Source organism: Pseudomonas fluorescens, from assembly GCF_902497625.1.
In the GTDB taxonomy this organism is placed as follows: Bacteria; Pseudomonadota; Gammaproteobacteria; order Pseudomonadales; family Pseudomonadaceae; genus Aquipseudomonas; species Aquipseudomonas fluorescens_BQ.
The window spans coordinates 13770-28818 of sequence record NZ_CABVGX010000059.1 but is presented as its reverse complement, the minus strand read 5'-3'; the positions used below and the strand labels follow the sequence as shown (position 1 = coordinate 28818).

The following is a 15049-nucleotide window of genomic DNA, read 5'->3' as shown; positions in this document are numbered from 1 at the left end:
CGCCAAATCCACCGCCCGAACCGCCGCGGCCGCCACCACCACTGGGCAGAATGCCGAGCATCTGACAAACGAAGACCACGAGGATAAACAGCATCACCAGGAAGACGAACACACCCGGATGCTGCGAGAGGAAGTCGCCTTGTTCACCGCCGGATCCGTAAATGGTCGACGGCTCATCCAGCGGATTGCCGCCCAGCACCACCAGCATGGCCGCGACCCCATCGCTGATGCCTTTGCTGAAATTGCCGGTCTTGAAGGCGGGAGTGATCACCTGATTGATGATCACCGAACTCTGCGCATCGGTCAGGCGATCTTCCAGGCCATAACCGACTTCGATGCGCAGCTTGCGATCATCGCGAGCGACGATCAGCAATGCGCCGTTGTTCTTGTCTTTCTGGCCGATACCCCAGTGACGTCCGAGCTGATAACCGAAGTCGGCGATGTCGGCACCCTGCAGATCCGCCAGCGTTACCACGACCAACTGCTCGCCCGTGGCTTTTTCGTGGGCACTGAGTTGCTGATTCAGCTGCTCGCGCATCGTGGGTTCGATCATCTGGGCGTTGTCGACGACCCGCCCGGTCAACTGCGGAAACTTCAGCTCGGCCTGCGCCGACACTGCAAACACCCAGAGCAACAACACCAGGCCCATTTTCAACACGCGCATATGCAACCTCGTCCGTGCACCCACATCAAAGCATTCCCACGGTTTACCTATCTCGCGTAGCTGGCGGGGCTGCGATTTTTGATGTTCATTTCCAAGCAGCGTCGGAAAATCCAAGTCAAAAGATCGCAGCCTTCGGCAGCTCCTACGGGCTGTTTAGAACTTCACTTCAGGCGCTTTTTCCGCACCAGGGCTGGTTGCTTCGAAGGTCGCGCGAACCGGCAGGTCGCTGTACATCACGCTGTGCCACAAGCGGCCAGGGAAGGTGCGCAATTCGGTGTTGTATTGCTGCACCGCCAGAATGAAATCGCGGCGCGCCACGGCGATACGGTTTTCCGTGCCTTCAAGTTGCGATTGCAGGGCGAGGAAATTCTGGTTGGCCTTGAGGTCAGGATAACGCTCGGACACCACCATCAAACGACTCAGGGCACCGGTCAGCTGATCCTGGGCCTGCTGGAATTGTTTGAGTTTTTCCGGGTTGTCCAGCGTGCTGGCATCCACTTGAATCGAAGTGGCCTTGGCTCGGGCTTCGATCACCGCGGTCAGGGTTTCCTGCTCGTGCTGGGCGTAGCCTTTGACCGTTTCCACCAGGTTGGGGATCAGATCGGCGCGGCGCTGATACTGGTTTTGCACTTGGCCCCAGGCAGCTTTGGCCTGTTCATCGAGGGTCGGAATCGTGTTGATGCCGCAACCGGCCAGCACCGTGGTCAGCAACATCAAGGCTGCGACCTGCAGGCTTGATCGATAGTGGTGTCGTACATTCATCTGGTTGACGCTCCCTTACCCATTCCGTTGAAAAAACAACCTGCGAACTTTGCACCCGCTCTTGGGGCATAATCTACGACCGCTACTGGATTGCATCGTGCCAATGGGCTAAAAGATGCCCCAGCGTTAAAGCGCTGGAAGTGTGCTGCATTTACTTGAACAACAATAGTCGCTCCCTAAATTTTGGCTGACCGGCGTGTGATTCCTGCCGTTTAGGCTTTAGAGAAAACCATTCATGAAGAAGCTGTGTTTGCTGGGCCTGTTCGTCAGCCTGGCCAGTCATACCGTATTGGCCGCCACGACGCCCGCTCCTCTGGACAACAAGGACGCCTTCGTCAGCAACCTGATGAAGCAAATGACCCTCGATGAAAAAATCGGCCAGTTGCGCCTGATCAGCATCGGTCCGGAAATGCCCCGCGAGATGATCCGCAAGGAAATCGCTGCCGGCAACATTGGCGGTACGTTCAACTCGATCACCCGTCCGGAAAACCGTCCGATGCAGGACGCGGCCATGCGCAGCCGCTTGAAGATCCCGATGTTCTTCGCCTACGACGTGATCCACGGTCACCGCACCATTTTCCCGATTCCGATTGCCCTTGCGTCAAGCTGGGACATGGACGCGATCGGTCTGTCCGGGCGCATCGCCGCCAGGGAAGCCGCCGCCGACAGCCTCGACATTACGTTCGCGCCGATGGTGGACGTCTCCCGCGACCCGCGTTGGGGCCGCACTTCCGAAGGCTTCGGTGAAGACACCTACCTCGTTTCACGTATTGCCGGGGTGATGGTCAAGGCCTTTCAGGGTGCGGGAGCAAACGCCGCCGACAGCATCATGGCCAGCGTCAAACACTTCGCCTTGTATGGCGCGGTCGAGGGCGGTCGCGACTACAACGTGGTCGACATGAGTCCGGTCAAAATGTACCAGGACTACCTGCCACCGTATCGCGCGGCGATTGATGCCGGCGCTGGCGGCGTGATGGTTGCACTCAACTCGATCAATGGCGTGCCGGCCACCGCCGACACGTGGCTGATGAACGATCTGCTGCGCACGGAGTGGGGCTTCAAAGGGCTGGCGGTCAGCGACCACGGAGCGATTTTCGAGCTGATCAAACACGGCGTCGCCCGTGACGGTCGCGAAGCGGCAAAGCTGGCGATCAAGGCCGGCATCCACATGAGCATGAACGACACGCTGTACGGCAAGGAACTGCCCGGGCTGTTGAAGGCTGGCGAGATCCAGCAAAGCGACATCGACAATGCCGTTCGTGCCGTGCTCGGCGCCAAGTACGACATGGGCCTGTTCAAGGACCCGTACCTGCGAATCGGCAAGGCTGAAGATGACCCCGTCGACACCTACGCCGACAGTCGCCTGCACCGCGCCGAGGCCCGCGATGTTGCGCGTCGCAGTCTGGTGTTGCTGAAGAATCAGGGCGAAACCCTGCCACTGAAGAAATCCGCGAAAATTGCTCTGGTCGGCCCGTTGGCCAAAGCACCGATCGACATGATGGGCAGTTGGGCCGCTGCGGGCCGCCCGGCTCAGTCGGTCACGCTGTTCGACGGCATGAGCCGCGCGCTCGGCAACCAATCGACGCTGATCTACGCGCGCGGTGCCAACATCACCAGCGACAAGAAAGTGCTCGATTACCTCAATTTCCTTAACTTCGATGCGCCGGAAGTGGTCGATGACCCGCGTTCAGCGCAGGTGCTGATCGACGAAGCGGTGAATGCTGCCAAGGATGCCGATGTGATCGTGGCGGCCGTCGGCGAATCCCGTGGCATGTCGCACGAATCGTCCAGCCGTACTGACTTGAACATTCCAGTCAACCAGCGCGATCTGATCAAAGCGTTGAAAGCTACCGGCAAGCCGCTGGTGCTGGTGCTAATGAACGGCCGCCCGCTGTCGATTCTCGAAGAGAAGGAACAGGCGGACGCGATTCTGGAAACCTGGTTCAGCGGCACCGAAGGCGGCAATGCGATCGCCGACGTGCTGTTTGGCGACTACAACCCGTCGGGCAAGCTGCCGATCACTTTCCCGCGTTCGGTGGGGCAAATTCCGACTTACTACAACCACCTGAGCATCGGTCGGCCGTTCACACCGGGCAAACCGGGCAACTACACCTCGCAGTATTTCGATGACACCACCGGGCCGCTTTTTCCGTTCGGTTTTGGCTTGAGCTACACCAGCTTCAGCCTGAGCGACATGGCGTTGTCGTCGACCACGCTGAACAAGACCGGCAAGCTCGACGCCAGCGTGATGCTGAAGAACACCGGCAAGCGTGATGGCGAGGCGGTGGTGCAGTTGTACATTCAGGACGTAACCGGTTCGATGATTCGCCCGGTCAAGGAACTGAAGAACTTCCAGAAAATCATGCTCAAGGCCGGAGAACAGAAAGTCGTGCACTTCACCATCACCGAGGATGACCTGAAGTTCTTCAATGCGCAGCTCAAATACGCAGCAGAGCCCGGTAAATTCAACGTGCAGATCGGCCTGGATTCGCAGGATGTGACGCAGCAGAGCTTCGAACTCCTGTAGTCGCGCAATCCTCTGTAATACCGCAGATCTTTGCAGGAGCTGGCTTGCCAGCGATGAGACCGGCACATTCGACATCTTCGTTGGATGTTAAGCCGACATCGTTGGCAAGCCAGCGCCTACGGGGGCGTGTGCACCTTTTGTAGGAGCTGCCAAACTCTCGGGGAACGATCGGGCGTCGCTACCCCCGCCGATCCAGCAGATTCACCACCAAGCGATCCACCCACCCCCACACCCGCTGTTTTACCCTCCGCCACAGCGGCCGGTGCTGCCAGGCATCGAGGCTGATTTCCTGGCTGAGGGCGAAATCCTTAGCAAAGCTCGCTGCCACCGCACGGGTCAGGCCGGCGTCCAGCGCTTCAAGGTTGGCTTCCAGGTTGAAGCGCAGATTCCAGTGATCGAAGTTGCACGAGCCAATGCTCACCCAGTCATCTATCAAGACCATTTTCAGGTGCAGGAAACACGGCTGGTACTCGTAAATCCTAACCCCGGCCTTGAGCAGTCGGGGGTAATAACGGTGGCCGGCATAGCGCACCGACGGGTGATCGGTGCGCGGCCCAGTGAGCAACAGGCGCACATCGATGCTACGCGCAGCGGCACGACGTAATGAACGGCGGACTTTCCAAGTCGGCAGAAAATACGGCGTGGCGAGCCAGATGCGCTGCTGACCACTGTTGAGCGCACGCACCAGTGATTGCAGAATGTCCCTGTGCTGGCGGGCGTCGGCATACGCAACCCGGCCCATACCTTCGCCTTTGGCCGGTACGCGTGGCAGTCGCGGCAAGCCAAAGTTGGAGGTGGGTTTCCAGGCCCGCCGATGGCGGTTGGCGATCCATTGCCGGTCGAACAGCAATTGCCAGTCGATCACCAGCGGGCCGCTGATTTCCACCATCACCTCATGCCATTCACTGGTGTCCTCGCCAGGCGTCCAGAACTCATCGGTGACTCCGGTGCCGCCGACTACCGCCAGGCACTGATCCACCAGCAACAGTTTACGGTGGTCGCGATAAAGATTGCCCACCCAGCGGCGCCAGTTCAGGCGATTGTAAAAACGCAGCTCCACGCCCGCCGCTGTCAGACGTTGACGCAAGGTCAGGGTGAAGGCGAGGCTGCCGTAATCATCGAACAGGCAACGCACGCGCACGCCCCGTTCAGCCGCTTGCACCAGCGCCTGCACCATCGCATCGGCGCAGGCGCCCGCCTCGACCAGATACAGTTCCAGTTCGACCTGCTCTTGCGCACGAGCGATCGCCACCAGCATGCGCGGGAAAAACTGTGGACCGTCGATCAGCAGTTCGAACCGATTACCTTCACGCCAAGGGAAAATCGCACCGGACATATCAGCGCGCCGTGAAAATCAGCACCGCACCCACCGGTACTGACAGGCTGATGGCTGATAAACCGGCTACTTTGCGCAGGTTTTCCACACCCGGCGCCAGGTCAAAATCAGCAGCGTTGATCACCAGGGGCTCGAGCGTGACGACCTGAAAACGCCGGTCATCGAGACGTGTCGCCAGCAGCTCGGCATTGTATTCGCGGGTTTTGCCGTGGAGTGTGACGGTCACCGGCAGGCGCAGTTCCAGTTGCGCGCCGGGCGCCAGGTCGTTGATCGGGCGCAGATCGATCTGTGTGGTGATGAGCGCTTTGGGGAAGGACTGGATCTCGAACAACTCCTTGCGCATGCGTTCATCGCGCAGCGGCACACCGCTGTTGACCGACTCGAGTTCGACTTCGACCTGGGCCACGCCTTTAGGGCTGACTTTGCCGTGCAGCACCAGAAAGCGATTCACTTCAGAGATGTGGGCATTCTTTGTGCTGACAAACGACAGCCGCGAAGATTCGCCATCGAGGTACCAATTGGCCTGGACCGACAGCGAGGCGCCGGTCAGCAGCAGGTAGGCGAGGGTTTTGACGAGGGAACGGTTGAGCATAAAGACTCGTGCAGAGAATAAACGTGCACGAACCTTAACCGCCCGAGCGCTGATTGCCTACCTGCAGCAGCTGCCGAAGGCTGCGTCCGGCTGCGTAGCCGTCGTCCAGAGGCAACTGCGCTCTTCCTGAAATACCACATTGTTGCTTCACGACTGCTACGCAGCCGGACGCAGCCTTCGGCAGCTGCTACAGGATTTGGGTGATCAGGGATCCAGTCGGCAGCCTTGGCGGTAATTAATCCACATCGCGCTGTTGCTGCGGCCCAAGCCACTCACGGTGATCCGCTTGCTCGCGGTGTCGTCGCTAAAATCGCTAGTGGGCAGCCACTGTTTCACATAGGCGTGGCAATACGCGGCGTCGTTATTCATCACGTAGCGGCACGAGCAATATTCTTTCGCCGTATAGGCGCTGATGATGTCGGGGAACGCCCACAACGCCACGCGCTCATGCCAGACCCAGCCGAGCAAGGCCATCAACAGGATCAGCCCCAGCGTGCTGAACGGTCGGCGCCGGATGAAACGGCTCATGGTTGCACCGGCTGCGCGAAGGCTTTCAGCGTGAGCCTGAGCAACTCATTGTGCCGATAGGTACCGTCGCGATCATCGCCGTAGCGCACGATGATCAGTCGTTCGCCTGGCATTACGTACATGGCCTGCCCCCAATGGCCCAGCGCAGCGAAGGTGTCGGCGGGAGCATCCGGCCACGGCTTTGCGCGGCTGTTCGCCGAGCGATTGAGCCACCAGTGGCCGCCGGGAACGGCTTCATCCTGATGGGCCTGATAGCCGGCAAACGGCTCGCGGTTGAACGCGACCCAGTCTCGCGGCAGCAACTGTCGATCGCGCCAACGACCCTCGCGAGCCATCAGCAAACCGATGCGCGCCAGATCCCGCGCGGTCAGGTAGGCGTATGACGAACCAACGAACGTACCGGTGGCGTCGGTTTCCCAAACCGCGTCGCGAATGCCCAAGGGCTCGAATAGCGCGGTCCACGGATAGTCCGCATAACGTGCAGGCCGGACGATGTTTTTCAAGGCGGCGGACAACAGGCTGGTATCGCCGCTGGAATAGCGGAAAGCTTGACCCGGCCTGGCGTACTCGGCGTGGTCAGCAGTGAACGCCGCCATGTCCTCTCGCCCTCGGGTGTAGAGCATCGCCACCACCGAGGATTTCAGCGGGGCGTATTCATAATCTTCCTGCCAGTCCAGGCCCGAGGCCCAGTGCAGCAGGTCGGCCATGCTGATTGTCGGGTGTTTGGCCAGCGGCGGGTAAAACTTCTGCGCAGGGTCGTCGAGTTTGAACAGGCCCTCGCCATAGGCCACACCCAGGAGGCTCGCGAGCAGGCTTTTGCTGATAGACCAGGTCAGGTGGGGAGTCTCGGCATGGGTCGGGCCGGCGTAGCGTTCGTAGATCAATTGGCCGTCGCGGATCACCAGCAAGGCGTCGGTGCGGATGCCTTGGCGGGTGGCATCGTCGCGGGGCGGGAAGGCGTAGGTTTCCAGCGCTTGCAGGGCGGGCCCGGTAATGGCCGGGCCAGTTGACCATTGCTCGGCGGGCCAGTTTTCAGCGATGGCTGGAAGGCTAATCAACAGCATGAAGAACAATGACAAGCCTTTGAACATGGTAGGGGCTCGATGGATGAACTTGCTGAGCCTAGCCGAGGTTAATGACAGTTCCGGGTTTTTTTGGTGTCAGGAATACCGCCATCGCGAGCAGGCTCGCTCCCACACTGGAAATGCACTCCCCTGTGGGAGCAAGGCTTGCCCGCGATACAAGGGCGCGAGCAGGCTCGCTCCCACACTGGAAATGAATTCCCCTGTGGGAGCGAGCCTGCTCGCGATGACGCCAGTCAATTCTTCGAAAATCCGGCCAGTGCCTTCGCCAGCCGCTTCCCTCTGGCAGCTGAGGCCAGATCCATCACTGCCTGATCGCGCTGCCACATTAGCGCCCATTTCTGTGGTCCAGCGGCCATGGCCTGCCCGATGTCGGCCTTGAGTTGGTCAAATTGCGCAAACAGTCCGCCCAGCATCACATGCCCCACCGAATTGACAGGCGCTTGCCGGCTTACTTCCGCGCACCCAGCCAGCAGCCCCAGCAAGCGCAGTTGCAACGTTTGTGGCCAGTCGCAATCGTGGCCGACGCCATAAAGCCACGCAGTCATCCCACTCAGCACATAGACGTCTTCCAGGGTACGAAACGGTTTGACGTAGGCATCCCAACCATCTCCGGCCAGCAACTCACACTGGGCACTGTCCAGAATCAAGCGGCCGTGGCTGATGTCCGGCATCAGCGGGAGCGGCGGCAATTTCTCCACTTGCACGCCCGGCTCGCCGGGATACACCACCGCCAGGCTCAAACGCGCAACCTCCCCCGGGCCCTCGCTGCGAGCGGCAATCAGAAGCCAGTCGGCGGCATCGCCGGCGGTGACAAAATCCTTGCACCCGCTCACCCGCAATCCGCTCAAACGCGTCTGCATGTCCGCCGCGCGCAGGCTGCGCTGCTCGGTCGCGCACAACGCGCCGAGACTCAAGGGCGCGCTCGGCCAGAGCATGCGCAATGCCGCCTGATAACCCACCAGAAACGCCAGCCCTGGCGTAGACATCAACCGTCCACCCAGCACCGCCAGCTCAAAGGGTGTCACCGTGCCGAGGTGCTGTAACAGGCTCGCAAAGCCGTCGCCCAGATCCGCGTCGGCGGCCAGGCGATCGCGGCGATTCAACAGGGTTTGCCAAGGCATAAGAGGCTCCTCGTGGGCTGTCATATAAGCATCACCAAAGCTTCATGGCGATGACACCGGGGCTACATAGCCTGACTTTGCACAACACGGCTGCATAAAGAAAGTCGATCGGCTGTTAACCAAGACGGGTGAGCAACCCGCACGGAGAGACGCAATGACTCAGATCGCCCGCATCAGCGACACCGGCAATGAACGCCGCCTGCAAGCCGAACGCCTGGTGGGCCCCGAGGCCTTGCAGGAAGCCCAGGCTTTGCGCTTCAACGTGTTCAGCGGCGAGTTCAACGCCAAGCTGAATGGCGCGGAGCGGGGTCTGGACATGGATGACTATGATGTTCACTGCGCCCACATCGGTGTCCGTGATTTGAACACCGGGCGTCTGGTGGCCACCACACGCTTGCTCGATCACACCGCGGCGAGCAGCCTCGGCAAATTCTACAGCGAACAAGAGTTCAGCCTGCATGGCCTGGTCCATCTGCAAGGTCCGATCCTCGAAATCGGGCGCACCTGTGTCGATCCGGCGTACCGCAACGGCGGCACAATCGCCGTGCTCTGGGGTGAACTGGCCGAAGTCCTTAATCAGGGCGGCTACAGCTACCTGATGGGGTGCGCGAGCATTCCGATGCAGGATGGCGGCATCCAGGCCCACGCGATCATGCAGCGGCTGCGCGAACGCTACCTCTGCACCGAACACCTGCGCGCCGAACCGAAAAAACCGCTGCCGGAGCTGAATATCCCGTCCAATGTCATTGCTGAAATGCCGCCGCTGCTAAAGGCTTACATGCGCCTTGGCGCGAAGATCTGCGGCGAGCCGTGCTGGGACGAAGATTTCCAGGTGGCCGATGTATTCATTCTGCTCAAACGCGACGAGCTCTGCCCGCGCTACGCCCGCCATTTCAAGGCGGCCATGTGATGAACCGCTTGCGGGTGTACGCGCGGATAGCGCGAGTGCTGGTGGTGGTGACGCTGGGGTTGAGCATGGCCAGCGTGTTCGGCCTGCTGGAGCGCTTCGGCATTGCCCATTCGATGGTGCGCCGGCAGCGTTGGTCGCGGTTTTTCATGGTGCGGCTGGCCAATGCCCTGCCCTTTCGCATGACCGTGCACGGTGAGTTGCCGAAAGTGCCGATGCTTTGGGTCAGCAATCATGTGTCATGGACCGACATTCCGTTGCTCGGCATGCTCACACCGATGTCGTTTCTGTCCAAAGCGGAAGTGCGCACCTGGCCGGTCGCGGGCTGGTTGGCGGCCAAAGCTGGCAGCCTTTTCATTCGTCGTGGCGCGGGCGACAGCCAATTGATTCGCAAGCAGATGACCCGCCATCTGCAGCAGGAGCACCCGCTGCTGATGTTCCCGGAAGGCACCACCACCGATGGCCGTTCGTTGCGCACCTTCCATGGCCGTCTGCTTTCAGCGGCGATTGATTGCGAAGTGCCGTTGCAGCCGGTGGCTATTCGTTATCTGCGCGATGGCCAGATCGATTCGCTGGCGCCGTTCATTGGTGAAGATGATCTGCTCTCGCACCTGATGCGTCTGTTCGCCAATGACCGCGCCGAAGTGGAAATTCATTTGCTCAAGCCGATTGGCAGCGAAGGCCGGGAACGTGCAGCGCTGGCATTTGAAGCGCAGCAGGCGGTGCAGAAAGCATTGTTTGGAGCCATTCCGGAGAAGCAGCACGTGCCAATGCGGCCTGCGATTGCTGCCTGAACATGTATTTCCTGTGGGAGCGAGCCTGCTCGCGATAGCGGAGTATCAGTCAACATCAATGTTGAAGACACACCGCAATCGCTAGCAGGCTCGCTCCTGCAGCGGTTCTAAGTTGATGGATAGTTCTGCGCAAAATCCTGCACATGCGGATAGAACAACCGAAAATCCTCGCTTAACGGTTCATACAACACCCGCAACTCCTGCATCGCCCCCGCCAACTCCTCCGGTCGCGTCAGGCGCCGGGAAATCCCTCCCAGCACCTGTTCCAGCACTTCGAACTCGCGGTACGAACCCAGCCAGTCGTTGGCCACCATATGTGGCGCGATCTTCGCCAGGCGTTCCGGCAATTGCGCTTCGCTGGACAGCACCTGGTAAACACCTGCAGTGAATTGCCGCAGCGGCTGGTCGGCATAAGTCGCCCAATCCCGCGCCAGGCAATGGTCGAAAAACACGTCCAGCACAATCCCGGCATAACGTCGGCGAGTGACGGAAAAACGTGCCAGCGCGACATCCACCAACGGATGGCGATCGGTGAACACGTCGATGCTGCGATGCAACTGAATGGCCGCCTCTATTTCGGGATCGAATTGGCCTTGCAGTCGTCCCTTGACGAAATCGCCGTACAGACTGCCAAGCCATTGACCGGGGCGCTGGCCACCAAGGTGGAGATGTGCGAGATAGTTCATGTTGCGCAGCTTAGCACTGCCAGACACGCATCGTTATAACTCGATATACCGATTTAATAGCTTCTCAGAGCAAAATCATATTGGTATATCGCGAACTAGCGATTTAAAGTTCGCCTCATCGCGATATAGCGTTTTACTCATCACGAGCCCAAACCCATGACCATCGACCTCGACGAAATAATAAAAGCGCTGGCACACCCAGTACGCCGAGACATCCTCATCTGGCTGAAGGACCCCAAGACCCAGTTCCCCGAGCAACTGCACAACCATGAGTACGGCATCTGCGCCGGGCAGATCGATCAACGCTGCGGCCTGTCGCAGTCAACCGTGTCTGCGCATTTGGCAACCTTGCAAAGGGCGGGACTGATCAGCAGCCAAAAAGCCGGTCAATGGCATTTTTTCAGACGCAACGAGGACGTCATCCAGGCGTTCCTCGAAGCCTTCGTCAGGGAGCTCAGCGCTCCGCCAAGGAATTAACAATGCCCCTCTCGCTACTTATTCTGGCCCTGAGCGCCTTCGCCATCGGCACCACCGAGTTCGTCATCATGGGCCTGTTGCCCGAAGTGGCGGCCGATCTCGGTGTGTCGATTCCCGGCGCCGGCTGGCTGGTGACCGGTTATGCGCTGGGCGTGGCCATCGGCGCCCCGTTCATGGCACTGGCCACCGCCAAACTGCCGCGCAAGGCCGCATTGGTAGCGTTGATGGTGATCTTCATCATCGGCAATCTGCTCTGCGCGGTGGCCAGTGATTACAACGTGCTGATGTTTGCCCGGGTAGTGACGGCCTTGTGCCACGGCGCCTTCTTCGGCATCGGTTCGGTGGTGGCGGCAGGCCTGGTGCCGGCCAACAAACGCGCGTCTGCCGTGGCGTTGATGTTCACCGGTCTGACGTTGGCCAACGTTCTAGGCGTGCCACTGGGCACCGCGCTGGGTCAACAGGCGGGATGGCGCTCGACCTTCTGGGCCGTGACCGTCATCGGCGTGATCGCCCTGATCGGCCTGATCCGCTTCCTGCCAGCCAGGCGCGACGAAGAAAAACTCGACATGCGCGCCGAACTGCGCGCGCTTAAAGGCGCCGGTATCTGGCTTTCATTGAGCATGACGGCATTGTTCTCGGCCTCGATGTTCACCCTGTTTACTTACGTCGCCCCGCTACTCGGCGATGTCACCGGTGTTTCGCCAAGCGGCGTGACCTGGACCCTGCTGCTGATCGGCCTGGGCCTGACGGTCGGCAACATCATCGGCGGCAAACTGGCGGACAAACGTCTGTCGGCAACGTTGATCGGCGTCTTCATCTCGATGGCCGTGGTCTCCACTGCTCTGACCTGGACCAGCGTCGCGCTGATCCCGACCGAGATCACCCTGTTCCTCTGGGCGACCGCGTCGTTCGCTGCGGTGCCGGCGCTGCAAATCAACGTCGTGACCTACGGCAAGGCAGCACCGAACCTAGTGTCGACCCTGAACATCGGCGCGTTCAACGTCGGTAATGCCCTCGGCGCCTGGGTTGGCGGCAGCGTCATCGCCCACGGTTTCGGCCTGACCAGCGTGCCCCTCGCGGCAGCCGCCCTGGCGGTGCTCGCCTTGCTCGTCACGCTGATTACTTTCCGCCAGGGCGGCACGCCCGAACTGGCCACTGCGACTCACTGATCTTCACAAGAGAGAACCTTCATGACGACAATTTTTGACCCTATCAAACTCGGCGACGTTGAACTGGCCAACCGCATCATCATGGCCCCGTTGACCCGTTGCCGCGCTGACGAAGGCCGTGTGCCGAACGCACTGATGGCTGAATATTACGTTCAGCGCGCTTCCGCCGGCCTGATCCTCAGCGAAGCCACCTCGGTTACGCCGATGGGCGTTGGCTACCCGGACACCCCGGGGATATGGTCCAACGACCAGGTGCGTGGCTGGGCCAATGTGACCAAGGCAATCCACGGCGCAGGCGGCAAGATTTTCCTGCAACTGTGGCACGTCGGCCGTATCTCCCACGGCTCGTACCTGAACGGTGAAGCACCGGTCGCCCCGAGCGCCATTCAGCCAAAAGGTCACGTCAGCCTGGTTCGTCCTCTGGCCGACTACCCGACGCCACGTGCACTGGAAACCGCTGAAATCGCCGACATCATCGACGCTTACCGCACCGGTGCCGAGAACGCCAAGGCGGCCGGTTTTGACGGCGTGGAAATCCACGGTGCCAACGGTTACCTGCTCGACCAGTTCCTGCAAAGCAGCACCAACCAGCGCACCGACCAGTACGGCGGCTCCCTGGAAAACCGTGCGCGCCTGTTGCTCGAAGTGACGGACGCAGCGATCGACGTCTGGGGCGCTGGCCGTGTTGGCGTGCACCTGGCTCCGCGCGCCGACTCCCACGACATGGGCGATGCCAATCTCGCCGAAACCTTCACCTACGTCGCACGCGAACTGGGCAAGCGTGGCATCGCCTTCATCTGCTCGCGCGAGAAAGAAGGCGCCGACAGCCTCGGCCCACAATTGAAGGAAGCGTTCGGCGGCCCGTACATCGCCAACGAGCGTTTCACCAAGGACAGCGCCAACGCTTGGCTGGCCAGCGGCAAAGCCGATGCAGTGGCCTTCGGTGTACCCTTCATCGCCAACCCTGACTTGCCGGCGCGACTGAAGGCCGATGCTCCGCTAAACGAGCCACGTCCTGAGTTGTTCTATGCAAAAGGTCCGGTCGGTTACATTGATTATCCGGTAATGTAATTTCGCCGACACAACAAAACCCCGCATCGAATGATTCGGGGTTTTTTGTTTAAGAAGTGCCAGACCGCTAAATTTTCACATCCCGCAAAACACATTCGCTATTCATCGACAATGAGCAAATAGATACTCTTCCCGCTGTACAAACAACTACGGATAATGCAAATAATCAAAGGAATTGATATGAACAACTATGACATTGATGACACTTCCTACTTGGGCTCTTCCGAAAATTATCATGAAAACGGCAGACCATTCTCCAGCTACGAAGACCACAATGGGGCCCATGGTTCACTGGAAAGCGAATTCCGGGAGACGCTGAAAGAGGCGAAAGAAGAAGAACCTGGCGTCTGGAACAATGTTCAACGCGTCAGTTCGCACAGCCATGTAATGATCTACATTTACAACGGTACATCAGAGAAATTCAGGCTTTCTTCGGCCAGTTGGGACACCGACGGACAGAATGAAAAGTACACCATAGAGCCTTGGGACTATTTACTGTTCGTGCTTCGGGAAGACATCCCTCACTTTGCCAAAGGCAGAACTTCTACCCAGGCAAAATACAACTTCACTTATCAAAGCGAGAATTATGCATTCGAGTTCCTTACAAGACTTTGGGTAAGAAAGGAGCACTCAGCATCCTCCTTTGACCCAACTACCATTCCTCTGCGCGAACACAAGATCAAAACCATCGGTACAAAGCCCCTGCAATGTACCTCGCGAATCACTCGTACGGTGTCGACCAAGCCCTATCACTACGGCATTGTGATCAGTCTCGGTGGGGACTACTAAGCTTCACCGGTCTTGAGCGGCAGCCAGATTTCCAGCACGCCGGTGTTGAGCTTTGGGTTGAAATCCTCGCTGTAACGCTCAAATTCCGGGGCGTCTGCGGCTTCGTGACCAGACTGCGGTAGCCAGGTCTTCCAGATGTACTGAAACGTCTCCGGCAAGCTTTGCAGCGAGCCTTTATGCTCGAATACCGCGTACTGCCGGGGTTGCACTTCAACCCAGCGAAATTTTCCCGGCAGATCGTCGAGCTTGTCGATTTCTACGCCAGCGATATATTCAAAACCGCCCTGGCCATCCGGATTGCAGCAGACGCCGTAGGTTACTTCGCTTTTCTGCCCGGGAATGTTGCCGATCTCGGGAATGAATTTCTCCCACAGCTCGGGAATATCCCGGGTGGTCTCTGCGGTAAACCGCCCACCGAATCCCGCGATGAGCAGAAGATGGCCGTTTTCCAAGCGCGGTTCTTTATGCTTATGCTCATCCATGACGCGTCTCCTCAACAGAAATGGGTTCGGCCGGCAGTATAGAAGCCATACCCGATCAG

General features: G+C 59.4%; 16 protein-coding genes. 7 read left to right on the top strand and 9 right to left on the bottom strand.

Annotation, left to right across the window (positions count from 1 at the left end):
• Both F8N12_RS24970 and F8N12_RS24965 read right to left on the bottom strand, forming a co-directional pair.
• Positions 1 to 664, bottom strand: a 664-nt coding sequence (locus F8N12_RS24970; protein WP_150582766.1) for a TPM domain-containing protein, incomplete at its 3' end; no start/stop codon positions are given.
• A 153-nt stretch (positions 665 to 817) separates the two neighbouring features.
• The gene (locus tag F8N12_RS24965) at positions 818 to 1426 is read right to left on the bottom strand and encodes a LemA family protein (protein ID WP_150582765.1); all 609 of its coding nucleotides are present in this window, start codon (positions 1424 to 1426) and stop codon (positions 818 to 820) included.
• 235 nt (positions 1427 to 1661) lie between these two features.
• On the opposite strand from F8N12_RS24965, the gene bglX reads away from it, so the two are divergent.
• Positions 1662 to 3953: a beta-glucosidase BglX gene (gene bglX, locus F8N12_RS24960; RefSeq protein WP_150582764.1), complete on the top strand. Its 2292-nt coding sequence runs from the start codon at positions 1662 to 1664 to the stop codon at positions 3951 to 3953.
• Between the two features lie 178 nt (positions 3954 to 4131).
• Here bglX and F8N12_RS24955 read toward each other — a convergent pair whose 3' ends face one another.
• The 5 genes from F8N12_RS24955 to F8N12_RS24935 form a co-directional block, all read right to left on the bottom strand.
• Entirely contained in the window at positions 4132 to 5289 is a 1158-nt protein-coding gene (locus tag F8N12_RS24955; protein ID WP_150582763.1) for a phospholipase D-like domain-containing protein, read from the bottom strand.
• 1 nt (position 5290) lies between these two features.
• A complete protein-coding gene (locus F8N12_RS24950; protein ID WP_150582762.1) occupies positions 5291 to 5881 on the bottom strand; it encodes a YceI family protein in 591 nt (196 codons plus the stop codon).
• A gap of 204 nt (positions 5882 to 6085) precedes the next feature.
• Entirely contained in the window at positions 6086 to 6409 is a 324-nt protein-coding gene (locus F8N12_RS24945) for an amidase (RefSeq protein ID WP_150582761.1), read from the bottom strand.
• Entirely contained in the window at positions 6406 to 7500 is a 1095-nt protein-coding gene (locus F8N12_RS24940; protein ID WP_150582760.1) for a serine hydrolase domain-containing protein, read from the bottom strand. Before F8N12_RS24940 ends, F8N12_RS24945 begins: the two co-directional genes overlap by 4 nt.
• Positions 7501 to 7727: 227 nt before the next feature.
• Positions 7728 to 8615, bottom strand: coding sequence for an acyl-CoA dehydrogenase (locus F8N12_RS24935; RefSeq protein WP_150582759.1), 888 nt, complete (start codon positions 8613 to 8615; stop codon positions 7728 to 7730).
• Positions 8616 to 8769: 154 nt separating this feature from the next.
• Here F8N12_RS24935 and olsB point away from each other — a divergent pair, with 154 nt between their 5' ends.
• Both olsB and F8N12_RS24925 read left to right on the top strand, forming a co-directional pair.
• Entirely contained in the window at positions 8770 to 9525 is a 756-nt protein-coding gene (olsB, locus tag F8N12_RS24930) for an L-ornithine N(alpha)-acyltransferase (RefSeq protein WP_150582758.1), read from the top strand.
• Positions 9525 to 10316, top strand: coding sequence for a lysophospholipid acyltransferase family protein (locus tag F8N12_RS24925; protein WP_150582757.1), 792 nt, complete (start codon positions 9525 to 9527; stop codon positions 10314 to 10316). The genes olsB and F8N12_RS24925 overlap by 1 nt, the downstream gene beginning before the upstream one ends.
• A gap of 107 nt (positions 10317 to 10423) precedes the next feature.
• On the opposite strand, the gene F8N12_RS24920 is transcribed toward F8N12_RS24925, so the two are convergent.
• Positions 10424 to 11002 carry an ACP phosphodiesterase gene (locus F8N12_RS24920; RefSeq protein WP_150582756.1) on the bottom strand — a complete coding sequence of 193 codons (579 nt, stop codon included), beginning with the start codon at positions 11000 to 11002 and terminating at the stop codon, positions 10424 to 10426.
• A 156-nt stretch (positions 11003 to 11158) separates the two neighbouring features.
• Between F8N12_RS24920 and F8N12_RS24915 the strand changes: the two genes are divergently transcribed.
• The 4 genes from F8N12_RS24915 to F8N12_RS24900 all read left to right on the top strand — a co-directional run bounded on the left by F8N12_RS24915 (position 11159) and on the right by F8N12_RS24900 (position 14508).
• Positions 11159 to 11479, top strand: a complete 321-nt coding sequence (locus F8N12_RS24915; RefSeq protein ID WP_150582755.1) for an ArsR/SmtB family transcription factor — start codon at positions 11159 to 11161, stop codon at positions 11477 to 11479.
• 2 nt (positions 11480 to 11481) lie between these two features.
• A complete protein-coding gene (locus F8N12_RS24910; protein WP_150582754.1) occupies positions 11482 to 12648 on the top strand; it encodes an MFS transporter in 1167 nt (388 codons plus the stop codon).
• A 21-nt stretch (positions 12649 to 12669) separates the two neighbouring features.
• Complete coding sequence (locus tag F8N12_RS24905; protein ID WP_150582753.1) at positions 12670 to 13719, top strand: alkene reductase; 1050 nt, start codon at positions 12670 to 12672, stop codon at positions 13717 to 13719.
• A gap of 180 nt (positions 13720 to 13899) precedes the next feature.
• Positions 13900 to 14508, top strand: coding sequence for a hypothetical protein (locus F8N12_RS24900; protein ID WP_150582752.1), 609 nt, complete (start codon positions 13900 to 13902; stop codon positions 14506 to 14508).
• On the opposite strand, the gene F8N12_RS24895 is transcribed toward F8N12_RS24900, so the two are convergent.
• On the bottom strand, positions 14505 to 14990 hold the full coding sequence (locus F8N12_RS24895) for a GyrI-like domain-containing protein (RefSeq protein ID WP_150582751.1): 486 nt from the start codon (positions 14988 to 14990) through the stop codon (positions 14505 to 14507). The two genes, F8N12_RS24900 and F8N12_RS24895, sit on opposite strands and share 4 nt — an antisense overlap.
• Positions 14991 to 15049: the final 59 nt, after the last annotated feature.

Coding starts and splice junctions, on each gene's coding strand:
- bglX (WP_150582764.1), top strand. CDS start 1,662: ATGAAGAAGCTGTGTTTGCTGGGCCTGTTCGTCAGCCTGGCCAGTCAT.
- F8N12_RS24920 (WP_150582756.1), bottom strand. CDS start 11,002: ATGAACTATCTCGCACATCTCCACCTTGGTGGCCAGCGCCCCGGTCAA.
- olsB (WP_150582758.1), top strand. CDS start 8,770: ATGACTCAGATCGCCCGCATCAGCGACACCGGCAATGAACGCCGCCTG.
- F8N12_RS24925 (WP_150582757.1), top strand. CDS start 9,525: ATGAACCGCTTGCGGGTGTACGCGCGGATAGCGCGAGTGCTGGTGGTG.
- F8N12_RS24950 (WP_150582762.1), bottom strand. CDS start 5,881: ATGCTCAACCGTTCCCTCGTCAAAACCCTCGCCTACCTGCTGCTGACC.
- F8N12_RS24915 (WP_150582755.1), top strand. CDS start 11,159: ATGACCATCGACCTCGACGAAATAATAAAAGCGCTGGCACACCCAGTA.
- F8N12_RS24900 (WP_150582752.1), top strand. CDS start 13,900: ATGAACAACTATGACATTGATGACACTTCCTACTTGGGCTCTTCCGAA.
- F8N12_RS24940 (WP_150582760.1), bottom strand. CDS start 7,500: ATGTTCAAAGGCTTGTCATTGTTCTTCATGCTGTTGATTAGCCTTCCA.
- F8N12_RS24945 (WP_150582761.1), bottom strand. CDS start 6,409: ATGAGCCGTTTCATCCGGCGCCGACCGTTCAGCACGCTGGGGCTGATC.
- F8N12_RS24895 (WP_150582751.1), bottom strand. CDS start 14,990: ATGGATGAGCATAAGCATAAAGAACCGCGCTTGGAAAACGGCCATCTT.
- F8N12_RS24905 (WP_150582753.1), top strand. CDS start 12,670: ATGACGACAATTTTTGACCCTATCAAACTCGGCGACGTTGAACTGGCC.
- F8N12_RS24910 (WP_150582754.1), top strand. CDS start 11,482: ATGCCCCTCTCGCTACTTATTCTGGCCCTGAGCGCCTTCGCCATCGGC.
- F8N12_RS24965 (WP_150582765.1), bottom strand. CDS start 1,426: ATGAATGTACGACACCACTATCGATCAAGCCTGCAGGTCGCAGCCTTG.
- F8N12_RS24935 (WP_150582759.1), bottom strand. CDS start 8,615: ATGCCTTGGCAAACCCTGTTGAATCGCCGCGATCGCCTGGCCGCCGAC.
- F8N12_RS24955 (WP_150582763.1), bottom strand. CDS start 5,289: ATGTCCGGTGCGATTTTCCCTTGGCGTGAAGGTAATCGGTTCGAACTG.